Here is a 25590-nt window from a genome sequence, read left to right as displayed (position 1 = left end):
CTCCCATACTATCCTCTAGGGAGTCCGGCCGGGCGCCGCTTCGTAGCAGCCTTCGGAGCGAAACATCGAATCGTCGGTATGATGGCGCATGAACGCGCAGCGACTCTGACGAATCCGGGTTTTGAACGGAACGGAGGTAAGGCATGAATGATGGCGATGCGGCGAATCCGCGGTATGGCGGGTTCTGGATTCGATTGGGGGCGATGATTCTGGACACCGTCATCATTTTCGCCGTTACCTTCCTGGCGGTGCGCCTGCTGTACGGGCAAGGCTACCTGGAATGGGTAATGGAAGGAGCAACGGAAGGCATGACCCGCGAGCGAATCTTTTTTGACTGGGTGCTGCCCGCCGTTTACTCCGTGGGCTTCTGGATCCTCAAATCGGCCACGATCGGCAAGATGCTGGTGAAGGTAAAGATAGTGAATGCGAAAACCGGCGAGCCGGCTTCGCCTTTACAATGCATCGTGCGTTACCTTGGATATTTCGTATCCGCGCTGCCGTTGGGTCTGGGCTTTATCTGGGTGGCGTTCGACAAGAGAAAACAGGGCTGGCATGACAAGATCGCACGCACTCTCGTGGTTTCAAGCTCGCGCCCACTGCCCTACTAGGCGGAAACCAGGGGTCAGCCCGCCCTGGCCGGCAAATCGGCCCTGCAGGTGAGGCGGCTGCCGGCGTGACAGGCAGGTTCCGCGGAATTCCGGCATGGCTGCGGCGCAATCGCGCCAAGGCGATCACGCTGGCCGTGATTGTTGGGGTGGTTGCATGGTTCCTGTGGCCGGAAGGCGCGGAGCCACCTCCGCCTCCGACCACGGCCACGGTGGTGCGGGGCGATATCGAGCAGTTGATTGCGGCTTCCGGGACGCTGGAGGCGGGCAGTCTGGTGGATGTGGGCGCGCAGGTGTCGGGACAGCTCAACAAGTTGCATGTGAGCCTTGGAGACGTGGTTTCGGAAGGCGATGCGCTGGCGGAGATCGACGACTTCATTGCCCGGACCCGCGTGACTTCGGCGGAGGCCAGCCTGGAGAGCCTTCAGGCGGCTTCGTCCTCACAGGAAGCCAGCCTGGTGATGGCCCGCAGCGAGCTCAAGCGCCAGGAGCGCATGATGCAGGCGCAGGCCACCACCGAGAGGGACTATGACCAGGCGGTGCTGAGCCTGGCGCAATCGGAGGCCAACCTGGCGCGCCACCTGCTGCAGATCGAACAGGCGCAGGCCAGCATGGAGGAAGCCAGGGCGATGCTGGACTTCACCCGCATCACGGCGCCGGCCGACGGCACGATCGTGAGCATCTTTGCGCAGGAAGGGCAGACGCTCAACGCGACGCAGACGGCGCCGGTGATCCTGCGGATTGGCGATCTGCGCACCATCAATGTCAGCGCCAAGGTGTCGGAAGCGGACATGCGCCGTCTGACCGCGGGAATGGACGCCTACTTCACCACTCCGGCGGACGGCGAGCGGCGCTGGCAGGGAAAACTCAAGGAGATCTCGCCCATCCCGGAAGGGCCGACCGGAGCAGCGGGACTGGCGCAGTTCGACGCGCTCATGGCAGTGGAAAACCCGGACGCCACGCTGCTGCCGGGAATGACCGCCAAGGTGTTCTTCGTGGTCGAAGCCGCGCGCGAAGTTCTCAAGGTGCCGCGAGGCGCAGTAACGTTCGCCGACGGGCCGATGAGCGCGGCGGGCCAGTATGCGCAAGGAGCAGCCTTTGACGGGCCGGGCCGGTTCGGAGGACGGGGAGTCCGGGGGCGGGGACTCCGGGCGCAGTCTGCGGCGGCGGCTCCCGTAACGGGTAATGATGACGATCGCGGCCGGACGTCGCCAGAGACCCCGGGGCGGGAGGCCACGGTCCAGGTGGTGGACGCCGAGGGCGGGCAGCAATCGCGAACCATCCGCGTGGGGGTAAGCAACGACGTCGAGGTGGAGGTGCTGTCGGGCCTGTCGGAAGGCGAGCGCGTGGTGACCGGAACGCCGCAGCCGCCGATGCCTGAAACTCCGGCCTTCTTCGGCGGCTGATGGAGCACAACGGCCCGCCGCTGATCAGGCTTGAAAACGTCGGCCGGCGGTACCGCGCCGGCGACGCCGAAGTAGGCGCGCTGAAGGGCGTGACCCTGGACATACACGCCGGCGAGTTCGTGGCGGTTATGGGCCCGTCCGGGTCCGGCAAGACCACGCTGATGAACATCATCGGCTGTCTCGACCAACCGAGCGACGGCGAGTATTTCTATAGCGGGCTGCCGGTTCATGCGGCCGGCTCCGATGAACGCGCCCGCTTGCGACGCGAAGCGTTCGGGTTCGTGTTCCAGGACTACAACCTGCTGCGCATGGTCACGGCCCAGGAAAACGTCGAGATGCCGGCCATATACGCGGGAATTCGCAGGCGCATTCGCTGGGCGCGAGCCGCGGAATTGCTTTCGACGCTGGGCCTGGCGCATCGCACCGGCCATCATCCCAATGAACTGTCGGGCGGCGAGCGACAGCGCGTGGCCATCGGGCGGGCGCTGATGAACGGTGCGGCAGTCGTGCTGGCCGACGAGCCCACGGGCTCGGTGGATTCGCGCAACGGCAAGGAAATCATGGCGCAACTGGCCGCACTGTCCGAGCGCGGACGCACGGTGATCCTGGTCACGCACGATCCGACCGTGGCCCGCTATGCGCGGCGGCGCATCGAGCTTCTGGACGGCCGCGTGACAAGCGACACGGGTCCCAACCCGGGTCGGCAAGTTTCGGCCGTTAGCGCGGCGCGCGCCCCCTCGCAGCGCATACAGGCCCCGGTGGCATCGCTGGCGGAAAGCGCGCGAACCGCGCGGCGCACGTTGCGCGGAAACAAGTCGCGCACAGCGCTTACGCTGCTGGGCATTGTCATCGGGGTGTTCTCGGTCACGGCCATGCTCGGCGTCGCCCAGGGCATGCGCAACTCGTTAACGGACACTATCCGGCAACTCGGCGGCGCCGGCATCACGATCAGTCCCCGCTTCGGCGAAAACAGCAGGCCGCTCACGCTGAGTGACGCCGATGCGATCCGTTCGCAAATCCCCAACCTGCTTTCAGTGGCGCCTGAAATGAGCGGCGGCGGGACTCTGGTTGGAGGGAACAACAGCCAATTCGCGCGCGTCACGGCCACCACCGGCCGGGCGATGCAGGAGCGCGGCCTGATCCTGGCCGAAGGTGCATTCTTCGACGAGGCGCACAGCGAAAGCTATGCCCCGGTTGTGATTCTGGGCGGGCTGCTGGCGGGCGACCTGTTCGGCGAACGTGCCCGGGCGGTGGGCGAGTACGTGCTGATCAACGGCGAGCCGTACCAGGTTATCGGCGTGCTGAAGCGAAACGAGAGCACTTTCGGCGCCTTCGACTTCCAGCAGCGGTCCGCCCATGTACCGCTGATGACCGGCGCGGCGCGATTGTTCGGCCGCGACAACCTGGACTCGATTCAGGTTGTCGCCGCGGATACGGACCAGGTTGAGACGGTCCAGAATGCGATCGAGGCGCTGCTGAGCCGGCTTCACGGAAGAGGCGCGTTTCGGATAGCCAATCAGGAGCAGATACTGGAGGCCCAGAACAACATCGGCCGGATTGGGAGCCTCGTGTTCGGCGCCATCGGAGGCATTTCGCTGGTGGTGGCCGGCATCGGCGTAATGAACATCATGCTGGCTTCGGTGGCCGAACGTACCCGCGAAATCGGGCTGCGCATGGCCATCGGCGCGCGCGAGCGCGACATACTGATGCAGTTCATCTGCGAGGCCGCAATGGTCGCGGGGCTGGGCGGCGCCGTCGGGTTGATCGCCGCGCTGGGGCTGGGAGCTCTGGTCAACAGTTTCACGCCCATGGCGTTTGTGGCGTTTACGCCCTGGATTCTGCTTGTGGGGCTGTCCTGCGCAACGCTGACGGGTGTGATATTCGGTTTCGCGCCGGCGCGGCGGGCCGCCGGCATGGACCCGGTGGCAGCGCTGCGAGCGTAATATCCGTAAACCGTAACGAGGAAGCGAGATGCAAACAGTTGCTTGGAAGTTCGCCACCCTGAACGGGAAATCGCGAATCACCGCAATAGTGCGGCCCTGTGCGCCGCTGCTGGCAGCCATTGCGCTGGCGGGCTGCTCCACCATTTCCATGCCCGCGCTGGATGCGGACACGCCGCCGGACTGGAGCGAGGCCCCGACCGGCGAGTGGCCGGGCGAGGAATGGTGGGACGCCTTCGGCAGCGGCGAATTGCGCGACCTGATGCAGCAGGTACAGGAGCGCAACCTGAGCCTTGAGAACGCCGAACGCAACTTGAGGCAGGCGCAATTGGCGCTGATCGACGCCGGCTTCGACCTCTACCCCACCCCGGTGGTCGATTTCAACGCGTCCGGCCGCTATAGCGGATCCGCCCCGCCCGGAGGCGCATTTCGGGACGACGCTTCCGATTCCGGGAGCCTGACTCTGAGCCTGAGTTACGCGGACATCCTCAGCAAGCCATACCGTTTCGAGGCTGCCGAAGCCGCATATGAATCGGCCGCGGCGCAACTCGCCGCCACCCGGCTTAGTCTGCTGGGCACCGCCGCCTCTACGTATTTCCGGATCCTTCACGCCCGCGATCAGATCGAGGCGGCGAGACTCAATCTGCAGAACGCGGAAGCGATTGAGCGCATCACCCGTGCGCGCGTAGAAGCGGGCGTGCTTACTCCCATCGACGCGCTTCAGCAGCAGATCGCCGTGCAGAGGCAGCGCAACAGGCTCTCCCAATTGCGCCAGGAGGAATACGCCGCGCGGGCTGCGCTGGCCCTGCTGGTGGCCGAACCGGTTCGCAATTTCGACGTGCAAGCCACCACGCTCGACGGTTTGCTTACGCCTTCGGTAGTTCCCGGCCTGCCCTCGGAGCTGCTCATCCGCCGCCCCGACATCGTGCAGGCCGAAATGAACCTGCGCCAGGCGCGCGCCAACGTGGCCATCGCGCGCAACGCGCTGCTGCCCGGAATCTCGCTGACCGCGTCCGCCAACACCGCGAGCAGCGACCTGCGCAAATTGACATCGGACAACAGCGTCGCGGCCTCCCTGAGCGCCTCGCTGGTGCAGAACGTGTTCGATTTCGGCCGCCGCGGACGTGCCAGGGAAAGCGCCCGGTTGGCGATGGACTCGTCGCTGGCCAGTTATCGCGAAATCGTCATCCGCGCGTTCAACGACATCGAAATCGCGCTGGGCAACATCGAGTTGCTCGACTCGCTCAGCAGGATCGCGCTGGAAGACCTAAGACGCGCCGAGGAGTCCCTGCGGATCGCCGAAGTGCGCTACCGCGAAGGCGTGATCGACTACCAGCGCGTCCTCACCGCACAGGACTTCCTCTACAGCGCCCGCAACAACGTGCTCAGCAACAAGCGCGCCCACCTCAACGCCATCGTCAGCCTCTACCAGTCCCTCGGGGGCGGCTGGCGCAGCGACGGCGGATAGCCAATCGCCAATAAACGCAGCTGTTTGGCGCAGCGCAAAATTGTCCATAACAAGCCGTTACAACGGCGTCTGATGTAAGATGTTTTGCTTGGCTGGCGCATTGCGCCGGCACAGGTGACACCAGGCCTGGAACAATGAGAAGCGACACCGTAAAGCGTGGCATCGAAAGAGCGCCACACCGTTCGTTGCTGCGCGCGACCGGCATCGTGCGTTCGGACGAAGACTTCGAGCGCCCGTTCATCGGCATCTGCAACTCGTTCGTGGAGCTGATTCCCGGCCATGTACACCTGCAGAAGCTCGGCGCCATCGCCCGCGACGCGGTCCGTGAAGCGGGCGGCGTTCCGTTCGAGTTCAACACCATCGGCGTGGACGACGGCATCGCGATGGGCCACATCGGCATGCGCTACTCGCTGCCGTCGCGCGAACTGATCGCCGACTCGGTCGAGACCATGGCACAGGCCCACTGGCTGGACGGCCTGGTGTGCATATCGAACTGCGACAAGATCGTGCCCGGAATGCTGATGGGGGCGCTTCGGATCAACATTCCGACGGTGTTCGTGTCCGGCGGTCCGATGAAGGCCGGCAAACTGCCCGGCGGCGACAAGGTGGACCTGGCCAGCGTGTTCGAGGCGGTGGGACGCCACCAGAAGGGCGACATGAGCGATGAGGAACTCGCCCAACTCGAGCAACTGAGCTGCCCCACCTGCGGCTCATGCTCGGGCATGTTCACCGCCAACTCCATGAACTGCCTGGTCGAGGCGCTGGGCCTGGCGCTGCCCGGCAACGGTTCCATCCTGGCCGTGGATCCGCGCCGCGAGAAACTGGTGCGAAAGGCCGGCGCACGCGTAGTGGAACTTGTCGAACAGGATCTCAAGCCCCGCGATATCGTCACCGCCGACGCCTTCGACGACGGCTTCGCGCTCGATATGGCGATGGGCGGTTCCACCAACACGGTGCTGCACCTGCTGGCGGCCACGCACGAAGCGGAAGTGCCCTACGACCTGGACCGGATCAACCGCATGGCCGACCGCGTGCCCTACATATGCAAGGTTTCGCCGGCCACTCCGGACGTGCACATGGAAGACGTGGAGCAGGCGGGGGGCGTGCAGGCCATCCTGAAGGAACTGGACGCCATCGGCGTTCTGAACTCGGACCGGCCGACCGTGGCCGGAAACTTCGGCGAGCGACTGAGGGATGCCGAGGTGCAGAACCGGGCGGTGATTCGCGATCGCGCCACCGCGTTTCGCGCCACCGGGGGCCTGAGCGTGCTGTTCGGCTCACTGGCGCCGGAGGGTGCAATCATCAAGGTCGGCGCGGTGCCGGAGCACCTGCAGCGGTTCGAAGGCCGCGCGCGCATCTACGAATCGCAGGACGAAGCCGTGGAGGGAATCATGGCCGGCGAGGTGCGCGAGGGCGACGTGGTCATCATTCGCTACGAGGGTCCGCGCGGCGGTCCCGGCATGCCGGAAATGCTGCAGCCGACTTCGGCAATCGCCGGTATGGGTCTGGATACCGCCGCCGCCCTGTTGACCGACGGGCGGTTTTCCGGCGCAACCCGCGGTCTTTCGGTGGGTCATGTCTCGCCCGAGGCAGCCGCCGGGGGACCCATCGCGCTGGTCGAGCCGGGCGATCGCATCGTCATAGACCTGAAGCAACGGCGGGTGGACCTGATGGTCGACCCGGATGAACTCGAACGCCGACGCGAACGGCTCAAGCCGTTCCGCCCGAAAATAAAGGGTGGCTGGCTGGAGCGCTACACGCATTTCGTGACCAGCGCTTCCACCGGCGCCATCCTGCGCGTGGGCGGTCCCGAAGGGGCCGGGGCGCGCAAAGCTTCCGAACGTCATGAGGAACTTACCCATGTCTAGCACCAGCACTGCCGCGGCGGTGGCGGAAACGCCGCAGCGTCTGCGAGGCAGGGACGCCGTGCAGCAATACATCGGCAAGAAGATGTCGGGCGCGGAGATTTTTCTCCACGCGCTGGAAGCGGAGGATGCGCGGGTTGTCTTCGGACATCCCGGCGGCGCGGTAATTCACGTATATGACGAAATGGCGCGCGTACAGCCGAATTTCGAGCATGTACTGGTGCGGCACGAGCAAGGCGGCACGCATGCGGCCGAGGGCTATGCCAAGGCCACCGGGCAGGTCGGAACCGTGCTCGTGACCAGCGGCCCCGGCGCGACCAATACCGTGACCGGCATTGCCGACGCGTTCATGGATTCGGTCCCCATCGTGGTTTTCACGGGCCAGGTCCCCATGCCGCTGATCGGCAACGACGCCTTCCAGGAAACCGACACGCTCGGCGTGACCCGCAGCATTACCAAGCACAACTACCTGGTGCGCTCGCCGGACGACATCCCGCGCATCGTGCACGAGGCCTACCACCTTGCCCGCACCGGGCGGCCGGGGCCGGTCGTGGTGGACCTGCCCAAGGACGTACTGATGGCCGAGGGCGTATTCCAGTTCGACGAAGAAATCCACATGCGCGGTTACTCGGTCCCCGACGAATGCGACGAGATCCGGCTGCGCCGCGCGGTCAGGATGATCGAGAAATCGCAGCGCCCGCTGCTGTACGTGGGCGGCGGCACGATCAATTCCAACGCCGCGGGAGTGCTGACCGAGTTCGCGCGCCATATGAACATTCCGGTCACCACCAGCCTGCACGGACTGGGCGCGTTCCCCGAGGACGACCCGCTGTCGCTGGGCATGCTGGGCATGCATGGCATGTGGTGGGCCAACCAGGCGGTGCAGCACGCCGATCTCATCATCGCCGTGGGCGCGCGCTTCGACGACCGCGTAACCGGCATGGTGGACCGCTGGGCGCCGCACGCCGCGGTCATTCATATCGAGATCGACAAGTCCTGCATTTCCAAGAACATCTACGCCGACCTGGCGTTCAATGCGGACGTGAAAGCGGTGCTGGAGCGGCTGCGCCCGCTGGTCAAGCCCAAGAAGGTCAAGCGCTGGCTGAACAAGATCCAGGACTGGCGCGACGAATGCCCGCTGACCTACGCCGACGACGGCGAGTTGCGGCCGCAATACGTGCTGGAGCGCCTTCGGGCGAAGTCGGGCGGCGATGCAGTCGTGTGCACCGACGTGGGCCAGAACCAGATGTGGGCCGCACAGTACCTGAAGTACACGCAGCCGCGATCGCATATCACCTCCGGCGGCCTGGGGACGATGGGGTTCTCGCTGCCTGCGGCCCTGGGTGCGGGCTTCGGCATGCGCGCCTACGGTATCGGCAAGACCGTGATCTCGATCAACGGCGATGGCGGTTTCATGATGAACGCGCAGGAACTCGCAGTGGCGTCGGCGCACAAGATCCCGCTGAAAGTTGTGATCATGAACAACAACTTCCTGGGGATGGTGCGCCAGTGGCAGGAGCTTTTCCATGAGAACCGCTTCAGCCACACCGACCTTACCGACACCAACCCGGACTTCGTGCAACTGGCGCGCGCCAGCCGCTGCGCGGCCCTGCGCGCCGAGAGCCCGGACCAGGTGGATGACGTGATCGAGAAGGCCTGGGAAATCAATGACCGGCCGGTAGTCATGGAGTTCCGGGTCGTAAAGGAAGAGATGGTGTTCCCGATGGTCCCGGCCGGCAAGTCGTCGGACGAGATGATCACGTCCCGGCACGCGCCGGAGACCTTCGTATGAACGACGAAGCCATCACGCTGACTCCGCAGCAGCTGATCCGCAAGCGGGCGGCGGGCGAACCGGTGGAGCCGGGCGCGCCCCCACAGGCCCAGCAGCACATCATCAACGTGCTGCTGGAGAACTCCATGGGCGCGCTGATCCGGGTGGTCAACATGTTCTCCGCCCGCGGTTTCAATATCGACAGCGTGACCGTGGGCGTGACCGACGATCCGACGATTTCGCGCATCTGCATCGTCACCAGCGGCAACGACCGCGTCATCTCGCAAATCATCCGCCAGCTCAACCGGCTGGTGGATACGATCGAGGTGCACGATGTCACCGGCACGGATTTCGTCGAGCGGGAGCTGTGCATGATCCAGGTACGCTGCACCGGCGAGAAGCGCTCGGAGATCCTGCAGATCAACGAGATCTTTCGCGGCAGGGTCGTGGACGTGACGCCGGACATCCTGGCCCTGGAGATCGTGGGGCCGACCAAGAAGGTGGATGCCTTCGTCAACCTGATGAGAACGCACGGGATCGTGGAAGTCGCACGCTCCGGCCGTGTGGCCATGCAAAGGGCGCCGCAACCCACCGGCGGCGAAAGTTAAGTCCATTCCAGGGGGCCGCAAGTCCCCGGATCGAAACATTCAGCAAAGGGCCTGATATGAAGATTCATTACGAAGCCGATCTGTCCATCATTCGCGGCCGCAAGGTGGCGGTGCTGGGGTACGGAAGCCAGGGGCACGCGCATGCCCTGAACCTCAAGGAAAGCGGCGTGCAGGTCGTGGTGGGGCTGCGCGAGGGTTCCTCTTCCCGCAAAGAGGCGGAGTCGCAAGGTTTGAGCGTGCTCGACATGAGCGCGGCTGCCGCCTGGGGCGACGTGATCATGATCCTGGTTCCGGATCAGCACCACCGGCGCGTCTATGAATCGGCGGTGGCGCCCAACCTCGAGGCCGGTCAGGCCCTGGCCGTGGGACATGGCTTCAGCGTGCTGTACGGCCAGGTCAAGCCACCGGCAGACGTGGACGTGTTCATGGTGGCGCCGAAGAGCCCGGGACACCTGGTGCGGCGGATGTACCTGCAGGGCGCCGGCGTGCCCTGCCTGGCGGCCGTTCACCAGAACGCCACCGGCGGCGCGCTGGACCTGGCGCTCAGCTACGCCGACGGCATCGGCGGGATTCGCGCGGGCGTCATTGAGACCAATTTCAAGGACGAGACCGAGACCGACCTGTTCGGCGAGCAGGCGGTGCTGTGCGGCGGCTCGGAAGAGCTGATCAAGGCCGGCTTCGAGACGCTGGTTGAAGCTGGCTATCCGCCGGAACTGGCTTACTTCGAAGTGCTGCACGAACTGAAACTGATCGTGGACCTCTACTACGAGGGCGGCCTGAAGCGCATGAACTACTCGGTCAGCGACACCGCCGAGTACGGCAACTACTCGCGGGGCCCCAAGGTGGTGGGCGAAGCGTCGCGCAAGGCCATGAAGCAGATCCTGGCCGACATCCAGTCCGGCGCCTTCGCGCGCGAGTGGATAGATGAGTTCGAGAACGGCGAACCCCGCCTGCACGAACTGCGGGCGAAGACGGCCGCCCACCCCATCGAGGCCGTCGGCGCCAATCTCCGCAAGATGATGAACTGGCTGCCCAAGGACTGACCCTGGGAGCGAGGGCGTCCCGCCCTCAGTGCCAGGACGACAGTGACCGCTCCGCAATGAACACCCCCCACAAGGTTTCGCAGGCGGCGCTGGATCTACTGGCCGGAAAGCATCGCGCGCTCGTCGGCGGTGACTGGGTCGCCGGAGAAGGCGGCGAACCGAAGCCGATCATCGATCCCGCGGAAGGCAAGACAATCGCAAGCGTCGCGCCCGCGTCACTGGAGCAGGCGGACGATGCGGTAGCCGCGGGCCGCGCTGCCTTCCTGGACCGGCGCTGGAGCGGACAGACGCCGGCGCACAAGCAGCGCGTGCTGCTGCGCGTCGCGGAGCTGATCGAACGCGACGCACAGATGCTGGCGGAACTGGAGACGCTGAACGGCGGAAAGCTCTACGCCGCCGCTCTGCACGGCGAAGTCGCCCATGCCGCCGAGACCTTCCGTTACTACGCCGGCTGGTGCACAAAGCTGCCCGGCGCCACCTTCGATCCCTCGGTGCCGGGGCAGCGCTTCCACGGCCTGATCCGCAACGAACCCGTGGGGGTCGCGGTGCAGATCGTGCCGTGGAACGGGCCGCTGGTCATGGCCGCCTGGAAACTGGCTCCGGCGCTGGCGGCCGGCTGCAGTTGCATTCTCAAACCGGCGGAAATCACTCCGTTGACGGCGCTGTACCTGGGGCGTTTGCTGCTGGAGGCCGGCGTACCCGAAGGCGTGGTGAGCGTTCTGCCCGGCCCCGGCGGAAAGCTGGGACAACACCTGGCCCGCCATCCGCAAGTCAACAAGGTAGCGTTTACCGGATCCACCGAGGTCGGCAAGCAATTGCTGACGGATGCGCGGGGCAATTTGAAGCGCCTTTCGCTGGAACTTGGAGGCAAGTCGCCGGTGCTGATATTCGGCGATGCCGACTTGCCTCGAGCGATTGCCGGAGCCGCCGACGCCATTTTCGCCAATGCCGGACAGGTATGCGTGGCGGGCTCCCGCGTATATGCCGAACGCGGCGTTTACCGGGAAATTCTCGAAGGTCTCGAGGAAACCGCTCGCGGGCTCAGGCTGGGACCCGGCCTTGATCCCGACTCGGAGATGGGTCCGCTGATCAGCGCCTCGCACCGCGAATCCGTTCACGAGCTTGTTCAATCCGGCGTGAGCGAGGGCGCGCGGCTGGTCACCGGCGGAGAACCGCTGGCGGGCCAGGGCTATTTCTATCCGCCGACGGTTTTTGCCGATGCCGGTGAAGAAATGCGCATCACCCGCGAGGAGATCTTCGGACCCGTTGTAACGGTAGCGCCATTCGACACGGCGGCGGAGGCCGTCCGCCTGGCCAATCAAAGCCGATACGGTCTCGCGGCGAGCGTCTGGACCGGCGACCTGGCGCGGGGACACGATATCGCCGAGAACCTGGAGTCCGGAATCGTCTGGATCAACTCGCACGGCATCCCCGAACTGTCGATGCCGATCGGCGGCTACAAGCAGTCCGGCTGGGGCCGCGAGCACGGCCTCGAGGGCCTGAAGATCTACATGGAAACCAAGTCGATCATGGCGAGGATGGACTGATGAACCGGATCGCCGAAGCGCGCGTGATCGTGACCTGTCCGGGGCGCAATTTCGTTACGCTGAAGATCGTCACGGACGATGGGGTCCAGGGTCTCGGCGACGCCACGCTCAACGGGCGGGAGATGGCGGTGGTCAGCTATCTGAACGACCACGTGATCCCCACGCTGATCGGGCGCGAGGCCGACCGCATCGAGGACACCTGGCAATACCTGTATCGGGGCGCCTACTGGCGCCGGGGGCCGGTCACGATGACCGCTATCGGCGCGGTGGACACCGCGCTGTGGGACATCAAGGCCAAGACAGCCGGGATGCCGCTCTACCAGTTGCTGGGCGGCCGAAGCCGCGACCGCGTGCTCTGCTACGGCCACGCCAACGGCGAAGACGTGGCCGCGACCGTGGAGGAAGTTGGCCGCTACCTGGAACTCGGCTACAAGGCCGTGCGCGCCCAGTGCGGCGTCCCCGGCCTGGCGGGAACCTACGGGGTAAGCAAGGACCGGATGTATTACGAACCGGCCTCGGCGGCGCTGCCCGAGGAGAACGTCTGGTCGTCGGAGAAATACCTCAACTCCGTGCCGGAGCTGTTCGCGGCCCTGCGCGAGGAATACGGATTCACGCCGCACCTGCTGCACGACGTGCATCACCGCCTGACGCCCATCGAGGCCGGCCGTCTGGGCAAGGCGCTGGAACCGTATGCACTGTTCTGGATGGAGGACCCCACTCCGGCCGAGAACCAGGAGTCCTTCCGGCTGATCCGCTCGCACACGACCACTCCGCTGGCGGTGGGCGAAGTCTTCAACACCATCTGGGACTGCAAGGACCTGATCGAGAACCAGCTCATCGACTACATCCGCTGCACCGTCCCTCACGCCGGCGGCATCACCCACCTGCGCCAGATCGCAGCGCTCGCGGCGCTCTACCAGGTGCGCACCGGCTGTCACGGCGCCACCGACCTCTCCCCGGTCAGCATGGGCGCCGCGCTCCACTTCGACCTGTCGGTGCCGAACTTCGGCATCCAGGAATACATGCGCCACACCGAGGAAACCGACGCCGTTTTCCCCCGCGCCTGGCGCTTCGAGCACGGCTACCTCCATCCGGGCGAAGCGCCCGGCCACGGCGTGGACATCGACGAGAAACTCGCGGCGGAGTATCCCTATCGTCCGGCGTCCCTCCCTGTCAACCGCCTGGAGGACGGCACTCTCTGGAACTGGTAGCTGCGGACCCCTGAATCCATACGCAAAAAACAGGCGTATACTCAGGGTGATTGGCGGGGAGGTCGAGGACACTGCCATGACAACCTCGACATTCAATCCAAGCACCTCCACCAACGGAAGGGCGCAGCACGCGCCCGCTCAACCGCAAAAGACTCTTCGAACCGGCATGCTCGGCATCGTGACGGCCGCCTCGGTAGCAGCCTGCTCCGCGTTCGGTGGAAAGGCCGCGGAAGAGCCGGCGTACAACGTCGTCATCGAGGACGGAGATTTCCAGGTCCGCGATTACGACGGCTACGCAATTGCGGAAACGATGGTCTCGCCTCCTTTCGATGCCGCCACACGAACCGGGTTCGGCCGGCTGGTGCGTTACATATCCGGCACCAACAGCGGCAAGCGCAAGATCGAAATGACCGCTCCGGTGGAAATGGAGCCGCGCGGCGAGAAGATACAGATGACCGCACCCGTGGTCATGAGCCCCGCGGAGTACTCCGGCGCCAGCCAGGGCCCGGCACTTGCCGGCGCTGCGATGGACAGCTGGAGGATGGCCTTCGTATTGCCCGAGGGCTATACGGCGGAAAACTCTCCGGTCCCATCAAATCCGGCCGTCATGGTCCGGGACGTGCCGCCGCGCCGGGTGGCCAGCGTCCGCTTCAGCGGTTTCATGAGCGACAGGAACGCGGAGCGGGAACGCAAGCGCCTGCTTGACTGGCTTGACGACCGAGGCATCGAGCACGAGGGCGATTGGCGGGTAGCGGGATACAACCCGCCCTGGACGATCCCGCCCCTGCGCCGTAATGAAGTGCTGGTTACCCTGCGGTAACCGCCTCTTCGAAGATGCGCTTCAGCGGGAGACGGCGCCGCCGTTGACCGCGTAGCGCATGACCTCGGCGGGCGTGGCGCGAAGCTGATCGCCCATGATGGTGTGCTTCAGTGCGGCCGCGGCGAGGGCGAACTCGGCAGCCCTGACCACCGACCAGCCTTCCGCCAGGCCGTGCAGCACGCCCGCCGCGTAGGCGTCGCCCCCTCCCACCGGATCCACGACCTGGCCCAGGCCATGCGGTTCGAGCTTGGCGGAATCTTCGCCGTTGGTCGCGAAGCCGCCGAGCTTGGGGGCGCCGCTTTCGTCCTTGTCGTGCAGGGTCCCCGCGAGTACCGTCATGTGCGGGGCCACGTCCCCGAGCAGGCCGAAGCCGTGCGCCGGATCCGGAGAAATATCGTCGGGCCGGGGCTGGTCGAGAATCCAGCGAATCTCCCGGCAACCGCAGAACACCAGGTCGGCCAGCGCCACGATCCTGCGGCAGGCCGCTCCGAAGGAACGGGAATCGGCCCACAGCGCCTCGCGGTAGTTGCAGTCGAAAGACACCCGGCAACCCGCCTCCCGCGCCGCCTTCGCGGCAGTCTCGCAGGCGTCGGCAGCGGACTCCGAAAGCGCCAGCGTGATGCCGCTCAAATGCAGCCAGTCGGCATCGGCAAGCAGCCTTGACCAATCGAGGTCCGACCAGTCGCAGACGGCGAAAGCCGAGTTCCTGCGGTCGTAAATTACCCTGCCGCCGCGCAGGCCGGCGCCGCTCTCCAGAAAATAGGTTCCCATGCGCGCGCCGTCGATATACCTCGTACTGCGCCGCACGCCGGCGGAAGCCAGCATGGCGGCTGCGCGGCGGCCCCAGTCATTGTCCGGCAGGCCGGTCACGAACTGCGCGTCATGGCCCAGGCGCGCGAGCGCGATGATCGTGTTCGCCTCGGCCCCGCCGAAATCCACCTCCAGCGATTGGGTGCCGTCCAGCACCTGGCCGCGCGGCGTGGCCAACCGCAGCATGATTTCCCCGAATCCCGTGATTTTCGCCATACGCTCTTTCCCAGTCCTGCGACCTTTCCATCACCCCTCTTGGGGGGAGACGCATGAACCCATCCGTGGGGCTCGGCGGCGACTCCTGTCGCCGACGCTCCCCCCAAGAGGGGTGATGGAAAGGTCTTCAGCGTGCATTTTGCAATATGGAGGATAGCCTACCAAGGTTTGTTGAGACCGGTGCTCTCGCGTCGCTCGCGCCATGCCGGATTGTCCGGGGAGCCGGGAGCGGCCGCGTCCCCGCCTTCGTTGAGGGCGGGACGCCCTCCCCTCGGGGGCGTTCCCGGGGCGCGCGCCGGTCGCGAAAACGGCAGGCGAAGCAGGAAACCCCAGACGGCGTCCGACTTCAGCACCTTGCCCAGCATGCTGCGCGCTTCCGACGCGTCAACCCGGATGCGCGCGTCAAGGCTGCTTTCCGGCGCGCTCTCCACCACGAGTTCGTCGCCTTCGCGACTGATGCGCCCGAGTTTGATGTCGAGGTCGGCCAGGTCGCTTTTCACGCGCATTCCGCTGGCCTCGCCTAGTCGTTCTTCTTCAACGTGCCGCGATCCTGGGCGGCGCGCACGCGCTTGCGGTGCAGCTTCGGCATGTCCTCCACCGTCATGCCGGCGGGCGGCATGAACTGACCGCGCCCGTAGATGTCGCGGTACACGGTGTCCAGCGGCCCCATCTTGTCGGCCAGCGTGCGCGGTGGCTTGCCGGGCGGGAACTGGTTGGGCGGGTAGATCGGGTTCTCGTAGATCTGTTTGAAGCCCTCGGTGCGCACGTCCACCCAGCAGTTATGGCCGCAGCGCGACCGGTGTTCGCGCAGCGCCTCGATGTCGATGGTGGCGCCGATCACCTGCTCGGACGGGTAGTTGGCGTGGCGCAGCATCATGCCGGTGTAGTCGATGATGAATGAACCGCCGGGGCAGAAGGCCCTGGGATAGTAGTCGTAGTCGACCGTTCCCCAGTTCGAACCCAGCAGGTAGCACATGTTGTCGTGCGCTCGGGTCCGGCGGGTGAAGGTCCAGAAGTCCCACGGCTCGCTAACGCCCTCGATCTCCTGCAGCGCGGTGGGATGGCAGAGCACCTCGCAGCCGTTGTAGCCCAGCGCGCGGGAGACTTCCGGCGTGCAGCCGTCATGGCAGGTCATCGTGCCCAGCTTGCCGATTTCCGTATCGATCACCGGGAACAGGTCCTTGATGTCGGCGCCGAACACCTCGCGGTATTCGTCCAGCAGGTCGTGGGGGCTGGTCCCCAGGCCGATGTTGGCCGGGATGTGCCACTTGTGGTAGCGAAGGACCACCTCGCCGGAAGGCCCGATCACGAAGGCGGCGTTGAACCAGCGGTCGGGGAACTCGGGGACCTGCTCCACCACTCCGCCGCCGGAGATGTATAGACCGTATTCGCGGGCCTTGTCGCCGAGCGCGCGCATCTCCGGGCCGTCGAAGGTGATCGCCTTTTTCATGAAGCCCTCGATGCCGTGCTCGCCCTTGCCCGGCGTGGTCACGCCCTGCAGGAAGTATTCGGGCAGCACGACCAGCTTCACCGGCAGCTCCCAGAAGTAACCCACGCCGAAGTCGATCATGTTCAGCACCCGGTCGAGGTTTCGCTCGATGTCGCCGCGGTCTTCGGCCACCGTGACGTGCGGCTGTATCACCATGCCCGTGTATTTCTCGATCTTGCTCATCTTTCGTTCCTCCAGCGTAGCTTCCCGGCCGGGAGAGCACGCCATTCTCAATTACCAGAAATCCGCCTCGCGGATACCGAAGTCGTCCAGCATGACGCGCGCGGTGATCGTGCCCATGGCCGAGATCCCGCCGCCGGGATGACAGTGCGGCCCGGTCATGTACAGGCCCTGCACCGGCGAACGGTAGTGCGCATAGCCCGGAAACGGCCGGAAATAGCCGAGCTGCGAAGCGATCCGTTCGCCCCCGTTGGTGGTTCCTTCTACGAACGACGGATTGGCGCGTTCCAGGCTCTCGCCGGTCTCCACATGCTGTCCGAGAATGTTGTGCCCGCCGATGTTGGGCGCGTACTGGCGCAGCTTGGGAAGCAGCACGTCGCGCGCGTAGTCTTCGCCTATTTCGCCCCAGGTGCGGCCATTGGCCAGCCAATTGGAAACGAAGGTATCAAATATCAGGGTGTGTTGGCCATCCGGCGCCCGCGTCGGGTCGAGTATCGTCCAACAGGCCGACCACAGGAACGGGTCCGACGGCGGCATGCCCATGGCCAGTTCGCCGTAGAACTTCAATAGCTGCGGCATGCTGTCGGTCATGCGGTGGAAGGCGCAGCGGCTCATGCTCTCGCCGTTGACGAACCGCGGCGGTTCCTTCAGCGCCAGGTGCACCCGGCAGACCGTGATCCTGCCGAAGGAATAGCCTCGCACCATGTCGAGGAAATTGTCCTCCAGGATGTCGGAGTCGAGCATGCGCAGGAAAGTCTGGCGCGGCTCCAGCGCAGACACGACCGCGCGCCGCGCGCGCAACGTCTCGCCGGACTCCAGGCGCGCGCCGCAGGCGCGGCCCTGCTCCACGACGATCTGTTCGACCGGGGACGACGTCATGACCCGGCTGCCGTTGCCTTCCAGGAAGGACGCCATCGCCCTTGGCAGTTGCTGGCTCCCACCCTCGGGGATCGCCTGGCCGTAGTGGTGAATCGCCGGAATCATGATGTAGAAGGACTGTCCCGCACCCTCCTGGTCCGGGAGTATCTGCGGCGCCAGCGCCCAGTTCAGCATCATCGCCTGCACGAAGTCGTTCTCGAAGTTGGCCTCCACCCAGGCGCGAGCCGACATCGAAAACTCGCGCAGGCGCTGCAGTCCGTCCACGCTCCGCTCCAGCGCTCGCGGCAATGTGCTCGGGGGCGTCGGGGGCGAGAAGAAGGCCTTGATGAAACCCTCGCGGATCTGCTCGAAGTCCGCGCATATCGCGGCGTAGCGGCGCGCGTCCGCGGGCGAATACGCGGCGATGGACTCGCAGGTGCGCTCCACGCTCTTGTAAACCACGATGCCGGGCCCGCCGCCCTGGTCCGGGTGGCCGGTGATGTGGTCGTCCGGCTCGATGTATTTCAGCCCGAACCGCTCCAGTTCCGGCTGAATCGCCTTGAAGTCCGCGTTGCAGTGGATCCACACGTGCGAGGAGCCGTAAAGGTCGTGTCGGAAGCCCGGCAGCGTCACTTCGCGCGTTACCGCGCCGCCGCCCACGTAGCTGTTGCGCTCGAGCACGCAGCAGCTCAAACCCTCGCGCGTGAGGGTCGCGGCGCAGGCCAGGCCGTTGACCCCGCCGCCGATCACGATCACGTCAAAATCCGACATCAGACCGGCAAGTGTAGGCGGCGAGCGCGAAGCGCCGCAAGCGTTGCCTCGCCTTGCAAAACCGCGGCCTTCGTCCCCATATACTAGTTACACGCTTTCGACGCACCGGAGCAGTCCCCCATGTTCACTCGCATCGCGCTGTTCATCCTGACCAACATCGCAGTCCTTGCGGTTGCCGCTCTGGTCCTGAACCTTCTGGGAGTCGACCGCATGGTCATGGACGCGGCCGGCGAGTACGCGCTGAACTACACCGGCCTGTTCATTTTCTGCGCGATTTTCGGTTTCGGGGGCGCGTTCGTATCGCTGTTCCTGTCGAAGTGGATGGCCAAGCGGGCAACCCGCACGCAGATCATTGACGCTCCTTCCAACCCGACCGAGGTCTGGCTGCTGGACACCACCCGGCAGCTGGCCAGAAGCGCCGGAATCGACACGCCCGAAGTGGGGATCTTCCCGGCGCCGGAGCCCAACGCCTTCGCCACCGGCGCCCGGCGGAACAAGTCGCTGGTGGCCGTGAGCGAAGGGCTGCTGCGCCATATGCGCCGCGAAGAGGTTCGCGCCGTGCTGGGTCACGAGATCGGCCATGTGGCCAACGGCGACATGGTGACGCTGACCTTGCTGCAGGGCGTCCTGAACACGTTTGTCCTGTTCTTCTCGCGGGTCGTGGGCTTCATCGTCGACCGCGTCGTCCTGCGCAACGAGCGTGGCCTGGGCATCGGCTATTTCGTCGTCACGATCGCGGCCCAGATCGTGTTCGGCATCCTGGCCAGCGCTATCGTGATGTGGTACTCGCGCCGACGGGAGTTTCGCGCCGATGCGGCCGGGGCCCGCCTGGCCGGCAGGAGCTCGATGATCAACGCGCTGGAATCGTTGAAGCGCAACTATGGCCGTGGCCAGTCCATGCCCGAGTCGATGGCGGCCTTCGGCATTTCGGCCTCGGCGCGTTCCGGCATCCGGCGCATGTTTTCCTCTCACCCTCCGCTGGACGCGCGCATACAGGCACTGAGGTCGCTGACGAGCATATCTTGAAGTGAGGGCGGGGCGGCGAGGAGCCAATGCCCCTCTCCCGGGAATCCTGAACTAGGCCTGACCGGCGGAGGGGCGCTTCTTCATCAGCGCGACGCGCCGGCAGTGCGCCACCAGTTCGTCGTTCTGGTTGTAGGCGCGATGGACGAAGGTCACCACGCCAGCGTCCGGGCGCGATTTGCTCTCGCGCCTGTCCAGGATTTCGGTCTCGATCCGCAGGGTGTCGCCGTGAAAAACGGGCCTGGGAAAACGCGCGTCTTCCCACCCCAGGTTGGCGATGGCCGTCCCCGCGGTGGTATCGCCCACGGACACGCCGGTCATCAGGCTCAGCGTAAAGCAGCTGTTCACGATGCGTTGGCCGAACTCGGTCGTGCGCATGTACTCCTCGTCGAGATGCAGGGGCGAAACATTGTGCGTCAGCGTCGAAAAAAGTAGGTTGTCGGCTTCGGTAACCGTGCGGCGCAACGCGTGCCTGATCACGGCGCCGACCTCGCAGTCCTCGTAGTAAAGGCCCGGCATCAGGTTTTGCCCTGCTTACATGCGAAATACGCCATAGGGGCTCTCCTGCGGTAACGGCGCATTCATCACGGCCGACAGGCTGAGAGTCAGCACCTCGCGCGTGTCGACGGGATCGATCACGCCGTCGTCCCAGAGCCTTGCGCTCGCGTAATAGGGATGACCCTGGCGCTCGTAGCGCGCCCGGATCTTCTGCTGAAAAGCCTCGTCGTCTTCCGCCGGTTCGTCCCCGTTGCCGGCGCGCTTGCCGGCGCTGCGCACCTGGCTCAGGACCATGGCCGCCTGTTCCGCGCCCATCACAGAGATTCGCGCGTTCGGCCACATCCACAGCATCCGCGGCCCGTACGCGCGCCCGGACATTCCGTAATTCCCGGCGCCGAACGAGCCGCCGATGATGACCGTGAGCTTGGGGACGCGGGCGCAGGCCACCGCGGTGATCAGCTTGGCTCCGTCCTTGGCGATGCCGCGGCGCTCGAAGTCCTTGCCCACCATGAATCCCGCGATGTTCTGCAGAAACAGCAGCGGAATTCCACGCCGATTGCAAAGCTGGATGAAATGGGCGCCTTTGAGCGCCGACTCGGAGAACAGGATTCCGTTGTTGGCGAGAATGCCGACCGGGTAGCCGCCCAGCCTGGCAAACGCGCAAACCAGCGTCGTCCCGTAGCGGGGCTTGAACTCCTCGAACTCGGAAGCGTCCACGATGCGCGCAATGACCTCGCGCACGTTGTAGATATAGCGAAGGCCGCGAGGGACGATTCCGTAAATCTCTTCCGCCGGATATAGGGGATCCTTCGCTGCCGACGGTTCCACCCGCGCCCCGCCGTCCCGGTTCAGGTGACGAACGATGCCCCGCGCGAGGCTCAGCGCGTGGCCATCATTTTCCGCCAGGTAGTCGGCGACGCCGGATACCCGGGTGTGCAGGTCTCCGCCGCCCAGCGTTTCGCTGTCCACCTCCTCGCCGGTCGCCGCCTTCACCAGCGGCGGGCCGCCGAGGAATATGGTTCCCTGGTCCTTGACGATGACGGTCTCGTCGCTCATCGCCGGAACGTAGGCGCCGCCAGCCGTACACGACCCCATGACCACCGCCACCTGCGGAATGTTGCGCGCCGACAGCCTCGCCTGGTTGTAGAAGATGCGCCCGAAATGTTCCCGGTCGGGGAAGACTTCATCCTGCATGGGCAGATAGGCGCCGCCCGAGTCGGCGAGATATATGCAGGGAAGGTGATTTTCGAGCGCGATCTCCTGGGCGCGCAGGTGCTTCTTGACCGTGAGCGGATAGTAGGCGCCGCCCTTGACCGTGGCGTCGTTGGCGACAACCATGCATTCCGTTCCGTGAATCCGCCCGATGCCGCAGACCAGACCCGCCGCGGGCACCGGATGATCGTAGACTTCGTGGGCGGCGAGTTGGCCGATTTCGAGGAACGGAGCGCCGGCATCGATCAGCATGTCCACGCGGTCGCGGACCAGCATCTTGCCGCGGCCCAGGTGCTTTGCGCGCGAGGATTCGGAGCCGCCCCGGGCAATGCCGGCCTTGAGTTCCTTCAGCCGGGCCGCGTACTCCCGGTTCACCGTCGCGTTGGCCGCAAACTCCCCGGACGTGGGATCTGTCTTGGTCTCGAATACCGGCATCGGCGAGGTGCTCCACGCGAGCTACGAAATCTTCCTGGCCCCGGTATTATGATGTACGCGGCGTCAGGTCGGTCCCGGCAGGATACAGGGAAGAGAAAACCGGTGAGAATCGACGAGTCCACGTTGACGAAAGGGAATTAACCCATGACTACTCACGCGCATCGGCATGAGCACGAACGCCCGCAGGCGGCTGTCGTGAGGGATCCGATCTGCGCCATGACCGTCGATCCGAACGCGGACAAGCCGAGTTTCGAGCACGACGGCCACGTCTATCGATTCTGCAACCCGGGTTGCCGCGACAAGTTCGCGGCCGCGCCGGAAGACTACATAGAGGCGACGTGCCCAGTCTCCGGCAATACCGTGGCGCGCGCGAGCGCCCGGCATGTCGCCAAACACGCCGGCCAGCGCTTCTACTTCTATTCGGCGCGTTGCCAGGAAAAATTCGAGGAGAACCCTGCCGCTTATGTGCAAGATCTGCCCGAGCCCGAACCGGTGCCCGAGGGCACGCTCTACACCTGTCCCATGTGCCCCGAGATCGTGCGGGAGGAGCCCTCCGACTGCCCGAGTTGCGGCATGGCGCTGGAGCCGATGGGCGTACCGGCCGGAGACCAGGGCCCCAATCCCGAACTCGTGGATTTCACGCGCCGCTTCTGGATCGGGGCCGCGCTGACGGTACCGGTCCTGGCGCTCGCGATGGGTCCGATGATCGGCCTGCCGCTGCGCGGGTGGATCGGCGCGACGTTCGCCGGATGGGCCGAACTCGTCCTGGCGACGCCGGTCGTCCTCTGGTCGGGCTGGCCGTTCTTCGTGCGCGGGGTGAAGTCCGTCATCAACCGCAGCCTGAACATGTTCACGCTGATCGCCATGGGCGTGGGCGCGGCCTATGCGTTCAGTGTGGTCGCGACGATCGCGCCGGGGATCTTTCCGGCCGGATTCCGCGACGCCGGAGGCCATGTCGGGGTCTATTACGAGGCTGCGGCCGTCATCGTGGTCCTCGTGTTGCTGGGCCAGGTACTGGAACTGCGCGCCCGGGAGCGGACGGGCGACGCGATCCGGGCGCTTCTGGACCTGGCGCCGAAGACGGCGCGGATCATCCGCCCGGATGGCCGCGAAGAGGAAATCCCGCTCGAAGACGTTCAGGTCGGCGATCGCCTGCGGATACGCCCGGGAGACAAGGTGCCGGTGGACGGGGCGGTGGCCGAGGGTCATTCGTCGATTGACGAGTCCATGCTCACCGGGGAGCCGGTCCCGGTCGAAAAGACGGCTGGAGATGCGGTAACCGGAGCGACAATCAACGGCAGCGGCACGCTCGTCATCGAGGCAAGACGAGTGGGCGCCGACACCATGCTGTCGCAAATCGTCGAGATGGTCGCAGAAGCGCAGCGCAGCCGCGCGCCGATCCAGAAACTGGCCGACGTGGTGGCCGGATACTTCGTGCCCGCCGTCGTCGGGGTCGCGATCGCTGCGTTTGTCGCCTGGTCGAACCTGGGCCCGGCGCCCGCCATGGCCTATGCCCTGGTGGCGGCGGTCTCGGTCCTGATCATCGCCTGTCCCTGCGCGCTTGGCCTTGCCACGCCCATGTCCATCATGACCGCGACCGGCCGGGGGGCGCAGGCCGGCGTGCTGATCAGGAACGCCGAAGCGCTCGAAAGGTTCGCCGGGGTCGGCACGCTGATCGTCGACAAGACCGGCACGCTGACCGTGGGCAAGCCGAAGCTGGAGGCCGTGGTCGCGGAGCCCGGGATGGACGAGGCGGAGTTGCTGCGGCTCGCGGCGTCGCTCGAACGCGGCAGCGAGCACCCGCTGGCCGAGGCGATCGTTGCGGGAGCCGAGGACCGTGGCGTCGCCCTTCCCAAAGCGGAAGGATTCGAGTCCGTCACCGGGAAAGGCGTCAAGGGGCAGGTCGAGGGCAAGGCGGTTGCGCTGGGCAACGCAAGGCTGCTTGCCGACCTCGGGCTCGACGGCGGCAAGGCAAGCGAAGTGGCGAACCGGCGCCGCGACCAGGGCGAGACGGTCATGTTCGTCGTGATCGAGGGCCGCCTGGCCGGACTTGTGAGCGTCGTCGACCCGGTCAAGGACACCACCCCCCAAGCGTTGGAGGCGCTGCATGCCGAAGGATTACGCATCGTCATGGTCACGGGCGACAACGAACGCACCGCGAAGGCCGTGGCTTCCAGGCTCGGGATCGATGAGATTCGCGCCGACGTGCTCCCGGAGGACAAGGCCCGCATCATTAGAGAGCTGCAGGAATCCGGCGCCAGGGTCGCGATGGCGGGCGACGGCGTGAACGACGCGCCCGCACTGGCCCAGGCGGACGTGGGGGTCGCGATGGGCACGGGGGCCGACGTGGCCATCGAGAGTGCGGGCTTCACGCTGGTCAAGGGCGACCTGAACGGGATCGTCCGGGCCCGCCGGCTGGCGCATGCGACGATGCGCAATATCAGGCAGAACCTGTTCTTTGCGTTCATCTACAATTCGGCTGGCGTGCCCGTCGCGGCCGGCGTGCTGTATCCGATTCTGGGCGTTCTGCTGTCGCCCATGATTGCCGCCGCCGCCATGAGCCTGTCGTCGGTTTCGGTCATCAGCAACGCGCTGAGGTTGAGGAAGGTCGGACTGTGAACACCGGGATAGCTGACCTTTCGATCACGCTGGGTGTCGAGGAGGAGTTCTTTCTCGTCGATCCGGACACGCGCGACATGCTCGCCGACCCCGACCCCCAAATTTTCGAACACTGCCAGACGCGCGTCGGTCCGCACAAGGTGGTGCCCGAGTTTCTGCGTTCGCAGATCGAAACCAATACCCGCGTATGCCGGTCCGTTTCCGGGGTGCGTTCATCCCTGCGCGAGACGCGCGGCCTCGTAATCGAGGCGGCGGAGCGATTCGGGGCGACGATCCTGGGCGCTTCAACCCACCCCTTCGCGAAGTGGACCGACCAGCTCACGACGCCCCGCCAGCGCTACCTGGATTTCGAGATGACCTATCAGCAGGCGGTGCGCAACTTCATGGTGAGCGGCATGCACGTTCATGCGGGCTTCGGCGACAAAGACGCGCGTATCGGAGTGATGACCGCCCTGCGCCGTTATTTACCGGTGCTGCTGGCGCTGTCCGCTTCGTCGCCCTTTGCCCAGGGCCGCAATACTGGCTACAAGTCGTACCGGCTTTGCGTCGTGGGCGCGCTGCCCCGCACCAGCTTGCCCAACGCGCTGTATTCCGCAGCCGACTACGAAAAGCTCCTGGCCACCTACCAGCGCATGAATTTCATCAGCGACGGCAGTGAAATCTGGTGGGACATCCGTCCCTCGCAACGCTACCCGACCATTGAGCTGCGCATCTGCGACTTGTGCACGCGACTCGAAGACGCGATGTGCCTGGTCGCCTGGTTCGCCTGCCTCGTGCGCCGGCTGCTTCGCCAGCATTACGCGAACAAACTGCCCGAAGAACCGCTGACGGAAATAATCGCCGAAAACCGCTGGGTGGCGCAGCGCTATGGGGTACTCGCTTTTCTTGGCGGAATGGCCGGCAGCGGTCGCACGGACATCGCCGATCTGGTGAAGCAGCTGATCGACACGCTGAGCGAGGATGCCGAAGCGCTGGGCTGCGAGGCGGAGCTGCGCCACGCGCTGGAAATCGTCAACTACGGCAGCGGCGCCGACCGGCAGACGGATCACTACCGCCTGCGCCTTCTGGAAGGCGACAGCGACGCGCAGGCGCTCAAATCGGTCGTCGATCTCATTCTCGAGGACACCCGCGCCGGGATTTAGTGCCGGTTCCCGGAAGCGGCGCCGCGCGCTAAAGTACGGGAATCAGAATACGC

The 25590-nt window shown here is 65.5% G+C and carries 20 protein-coding genes; 14 read left to right on the top strand and 6 right to left on the bottom strand.

Going from position 1 to position 25590, the window contains the following annotated elements:
- The first annotated feature begins 143 nt into the window (after positions 1-143).
- The 11 genes from F4Y72_05760 (at position 144) to F4Y72_05710 (ending at position 14284) form a co-directional block, all read left to right on the top strand.
- Positions 144-608 (top strand): RDD family protein, encoded by a 465-nt coding sequence (locus tag F4Y72_05760; GenBank protein MXZ27794.1) that lies wholly within the window; start codon positions 144-146, stop codon positions 606-608.
- A 65-nt stretch (positions 609-673) separates the two neighbouring features.
- Positions 674-2011: an efflux RND transporter periplasmic adaptor subunit gene (locus F4Y72_05755; protein MXZ27793.1), complete on the top strand. Its 1338-nt coding sequence runs from the start codon at positions 674-676 to the stop codon at positions 2009-2011.
- Positions 2011-3954 (top strand): ATP-binding cassette domain-containing protein, encoded by a 1944-nt coding sequence (locus tag F4Y72_05750; protein MXZ27792.1) that lies wholly within the window; start codon positions 2011-2013, stop codon positions 3952-3954. Before F4Y72_05755 ends, F4Y72_05750 begins: the two co-directional genes overlap by 1 nt.
- A gap of 28 nt (positions 3955-3982) precedes the next feature.
- Positions 3983-5419, top strand: a complete 1437-nt coding sequence (locus F4Y72_05745) for a TolC family protein (protein ID MXZ27791.1) — start codon at positions 3983-3985, stop codon at positions 5417-5419.
- 134 nt (positions 5420-5553) lie between these two features.
- Complete coding sequence (gene ilvD, locus F4Y72_05740) at positions 5554-7287, top strand: dihydroxy-acid dehydratase (GenBank protein ID MXZ27790.1); 1734 nt, start codon at positions 5554-5556, stop codon at positions 7285-7287.
- Between the two features lie 82 nt (positions 7288-7369).
- Positions 7370-9076 (top strand): biosynthetic-type acetolactate synthase large subunit, encoded by a 1707-nt coding sequence (gene ilvB / locus F4Y72_05735; GenBank protein MXZ27789.1) that lies wholly within the window; start codon positions 7370-7372, stop codon positions 9074-9076.
- Positions 9073-9663: an acetolactate synthase small subunit gene (ilvN, locus tag F4Y72_05730; GenBank protein ID MXZ27788.1), complete on the top strand. Its 591-nt coding sequence runs from the start codon at positions 9073-9075 to the stop codon at positions 9661-9663. Before ilvB ends, ilvN begins: the two co-directional genes overlap by 4 nt.
- Positions 9664-9719: 56 nt before the next feature.
- Positions 9720-10706, top strand: a complete 987-nt coding sequence (gene ilvC / locus F4Y72_05725; protein MXZ27787.1) for a ketol-acid reductoisomerase — start codon at positions 9720-9722, stop codon at positions 10704-10706.
- A 56-nt stretch (positions 10707-10762) separates the two neighbouring features.
- The gene (locus F4Y72_05720) at positions 10763-12253 is read left to right on the top strand and encodes an aldehyde dehydrogenase family protein (GenBank protein ID MXZ27786.1); all 1491 of its coding nucleotides are present in this window, start codon (positions 10763-10765) and stop codon (positions 12251-12253) included.
- On the top strand, positions 12253-13464 hold the full coding sequence (locus tag F4Y72_05715; protein ID MXZ27785.1) for a D-galactonate dehydratase family protein: 1212 nt from the start codon (positions 12253-12255) through the stop codon (positions 13462-13464). Before F4Y72_05720 ends, F4Y72_05715 begins: the two co-directional genes overlap by 1 nt.
- Before the next feature lie 76 nt (positions 13465-13540).
- A complete protein-coding gene (locus F4Y72_05710; GenBank protein MXZ27784.1) occupies positions 13541-14284 on the top strand; it encodes a heme-binding protein in 744 nt (247 codons plus the stop codon).
- A 21-nt stretch (positions 14285-14305) separates the two neighbouring features.
- Here F4Y72_05710 and F4Y72_05705 read toward each other — a convergent pair whose 3' ends face one another.
- From F4Y72_05705 to F4Y72_05690, 4 genes are all read right to left on the bottom strand, one after another.
- Positions 14306-15310, bottom strand: a complete 1005-nt coding sequence (locus tag F4Y72_05705) for a sugar kinase (GenBank protein ID MXZ27783.1) — start codon at positions 15308-15310, stop codon at positions 14306-14308.
- 158 nt (positions 15311-15468) lie between these two features.
- The gene (locus F4Y72_05700) at positions 15469-15816 is read right to left on the bottom strand and encodes a hypothetical protein (GenBank protein MXZ27782.1); all 348 of its coding nucleotides are present in this window, start codon (positions 15814-15816) and stop codon (positions 15469-15471) included.
- Between the two features lie 14 nt (positions 15817-15830).
- Positions 15831-16982: a nitrilase gene (locus tag F4Y72_05695; protein MXZ27781.1), complete on the bottom strand. Its 1152-nt coding sequence runs from the start codon at positions 16980-16982 to the stop codon at positions 15831-15833.
- 51 nt (positions 16983-17033) lie between these two features.
- The gene (locus F4Y72_05690; GenBank protein ID MXZ27780.1) at positions 17034-18608 is read right to left on the bottom strand and encodes an NAD(P)/FAD-dependent oxidoreductase; all 1575 of its coding nucleotides are present in this window, start codon (positions 18606-18608) and stop codon (positions 17034-17036) included.
- 120 nt (positions 18609-18728) lie between these two features.
- Between F4Y72_05690 and htpX the strand changes: the two genes are divergently transcribed.
- Complete coding sequence (gene htpX / locus F4Y72_05685) at positions 18729-19634, top strand: protease HtpX (GenBank protein MXZ27779.1); 906 nt, start codon at positions 18729-18731, stop codon at positions 19632-19634.
- A 51-nt stretch (positions 19635-19685) separates the two neighbouring features.
- Here htpX and F4Y72_05680 read toward each other — a convergent pair whose 3' ends face one another.
- Both F4Y72_05680 and F4Y72_05675 read right to left on the bottom strand, forming a co-directional pair.
- Positions 19686-20150 (bottom strand): MaoC family dehydratase, encoded by a 465-nt coding sequence (locus F4Y72_05680; protein ID MXZ27778.1) that lies wholly within the window; start codon positions 20148-20150, stop codon positions 19686-19688.
- 15 nt (positions 20151-20165) lie between these two features.
- A complete protein-coding gene (locus F4Y72_05675) occupies positions 20166-21776 on the bottom strand; it encodes a methylcrotonoyl-CoA carboxylase (GenBank protein ID MXZ27777.1) in 1611 nt (536 codons plus the stop codon).
- 144 nt (positions 21777-21920) lie between these two features.
- On the opposite strand from F4Y72_05675, the gene F4Y72_05670 reads away from it, so the two are divergent.
- Positions 21921-24395, top strand: a complete 2475-nt coding sequence (locus F4Y72_05670) for a heavy metal translocating P-type ATPase (GenBank protein MXZ27776.1) — start codon at positions 21921-21923, stop codon at positions 24393-24395.
- The gene (locus F4Y72_05665; protein ID MXZ27775.1) at positions 24392-25537 is read left to right on the top strand and encodes a carboxylate-amine ligase; all 1146 of its coding nucleotides are present in this window, start codon (positions 24392-24394) and stop codon (positions 25535-25537) included. Before F4Y72_05670 ends, F4Y72_05665 begins: the two co-directional genes overlap by 4 nt.
- The last annotated feature ends 53 nt before the right edge of the window (positions 25538-25590 follow it).

The sequence above is a fragment of the Gammaproteobacteria bacterium genome (assembly GCA_009838035.1).
Classification (GTDB): Bacteria; Pseudomonadota; Gammaproteobacteria; order Steroidobacterales; family Foliamicaceae; genus Foliamicus.
This window is presented reverse-complemented; position numbering and strand designations above follow the sequence as displayed.

What these genes read in the sequence shown, in the direction of transcription:
- F4Y72_05760 (MXZ27794.1), top strand. Translation starts at nt 144, where the DNA reads ATGAATGATGGCGATGCGGCGAATCCGCGGTATGGCGGGTTCTGGATT.
- F4Y72_05750 (MXZ27792.1), top strand. Translation starts at nt 2,011, where the DNA reads ATGGAGCACAACGGCCCGCCGCTGATCAGGCTTGAAAACGTCGGCCGG.
- F4Y72_05745 (MXZ27791.1), top strand. Translation starts at nt 3,983, where the DNA reads ATGCAAACAGTTGCTTGGAAGTTCGCCACCCTGAACGGGAAATCGCGA.
- ilvD (MXZ27790.1), top strand. Translation starts at nt 5,554, where the DNA reads ATGAGAAGCGACACCGTAAAGCGTGGCATCGAAAGAGCGCCACACCGT.
- ilvB (MXZ27789.1), top strand. Translation starts at nt 7,370, where the DNA reads ATGTCGGGCGCGGAGATTTTTCTCCACGCGCTGGAAGCGGAGGATGCG.
- ilvN (MXZ27788.1), top strand. Translation starts at nt 9,073, where the DNA reads ATGAACGACGAAGCCATCACGCTGACTCCGCAGCAGCTGATCCGCAAG.
- ilvC (MXZ27787.1), top strand. Translation starts at nt 9,720, where the DNA reads ATGAAGATTCATTACGAAGCCGATCTGTCCATCATTCGCGGCCGCAAG.
- F4Y72_05720 (MXZ27786.1), top strand. Translation starts at nt 10,763, where the DNA reads ATGAACACCCCCCACAAGGTTTCGCAGGCGGCGCTGGATCTACTGGCC.
- F4Y72_05715 (MXZ27785.1), top strand. Translation starts at nt 12,253, where the DNA reads ATGAACCGGATCGCCGAAGCGCGCGTGATCGTGACCTGTCCGGGGCGC.
- F4Y72_05710 (MXZ27784.1), top strand. Translation starts at nt 13,541, where the DNA reads ATGACAACCTCGACATTCAATCCAAGCACCTCCACCAACGGAAGGGCG.
- F4Y72_05705 (MXZ27783.1), bottom strand. Translation starts at nt 15,310, where the DNA reads ATGGCGAAAATCACGGGATTCGGGGAAATCATGCTGCGGTTGGCCACG.
- F4Y72_05700 (MXZ27782.1), bottom strand. Translation starts at nt 15,816, where the DNA reads ATGCGCGTGAAAAGCGACCTGGCCGACCTCGACATCAAACTCGGGCGC.
- F4Y72_05695 (MXZ27781.1), bottom strand. Translation starts at nt 16,982, where the DNA reads ATGAGCAAGATCGAGAAATACACGGGCATGGTGATACAGCCGCACGTC.
- F4Y72_05690 (MXZ27780.1), bottom strand. Translation starts at nt 18,608, where the DNA reads ATGTCGGATTTTGACGTGATCGTGATCGGCGGCGGGGTCAACGGCCTG.
- htpX (MXZ27779.1), top strand. Translation starts at nt 18,729, where the DNA reads ATGTTCACTCGCATCGCGCTGTTCATCCTGACCAACATCGCAGTCCTT.
- F4Y72_05680 (MXZ27778.1), bottom strand. Translation starts at nt 20,150, where the DNA reads ATGCCGGGCCTTTACTACGAGGACTGCGAGGTCGGCGCCGTGATCAGG.
- F4Y72_05675 (MXZ27777.1), bottom strand. Translation starts at nt 21,776, where the DNA reads ATGCCGGTATTCGAGACCAAGACAGATCCCACGTCCGGGGAGTTTGCG.
- F4Y72_05670 (MXZ27776.1), top strand. Translation starts at nt 21,921, where the DNA reads ATGACTACTCACGCGCATCGGCATGAGCACGAACGCCCGCAGGCGGCT.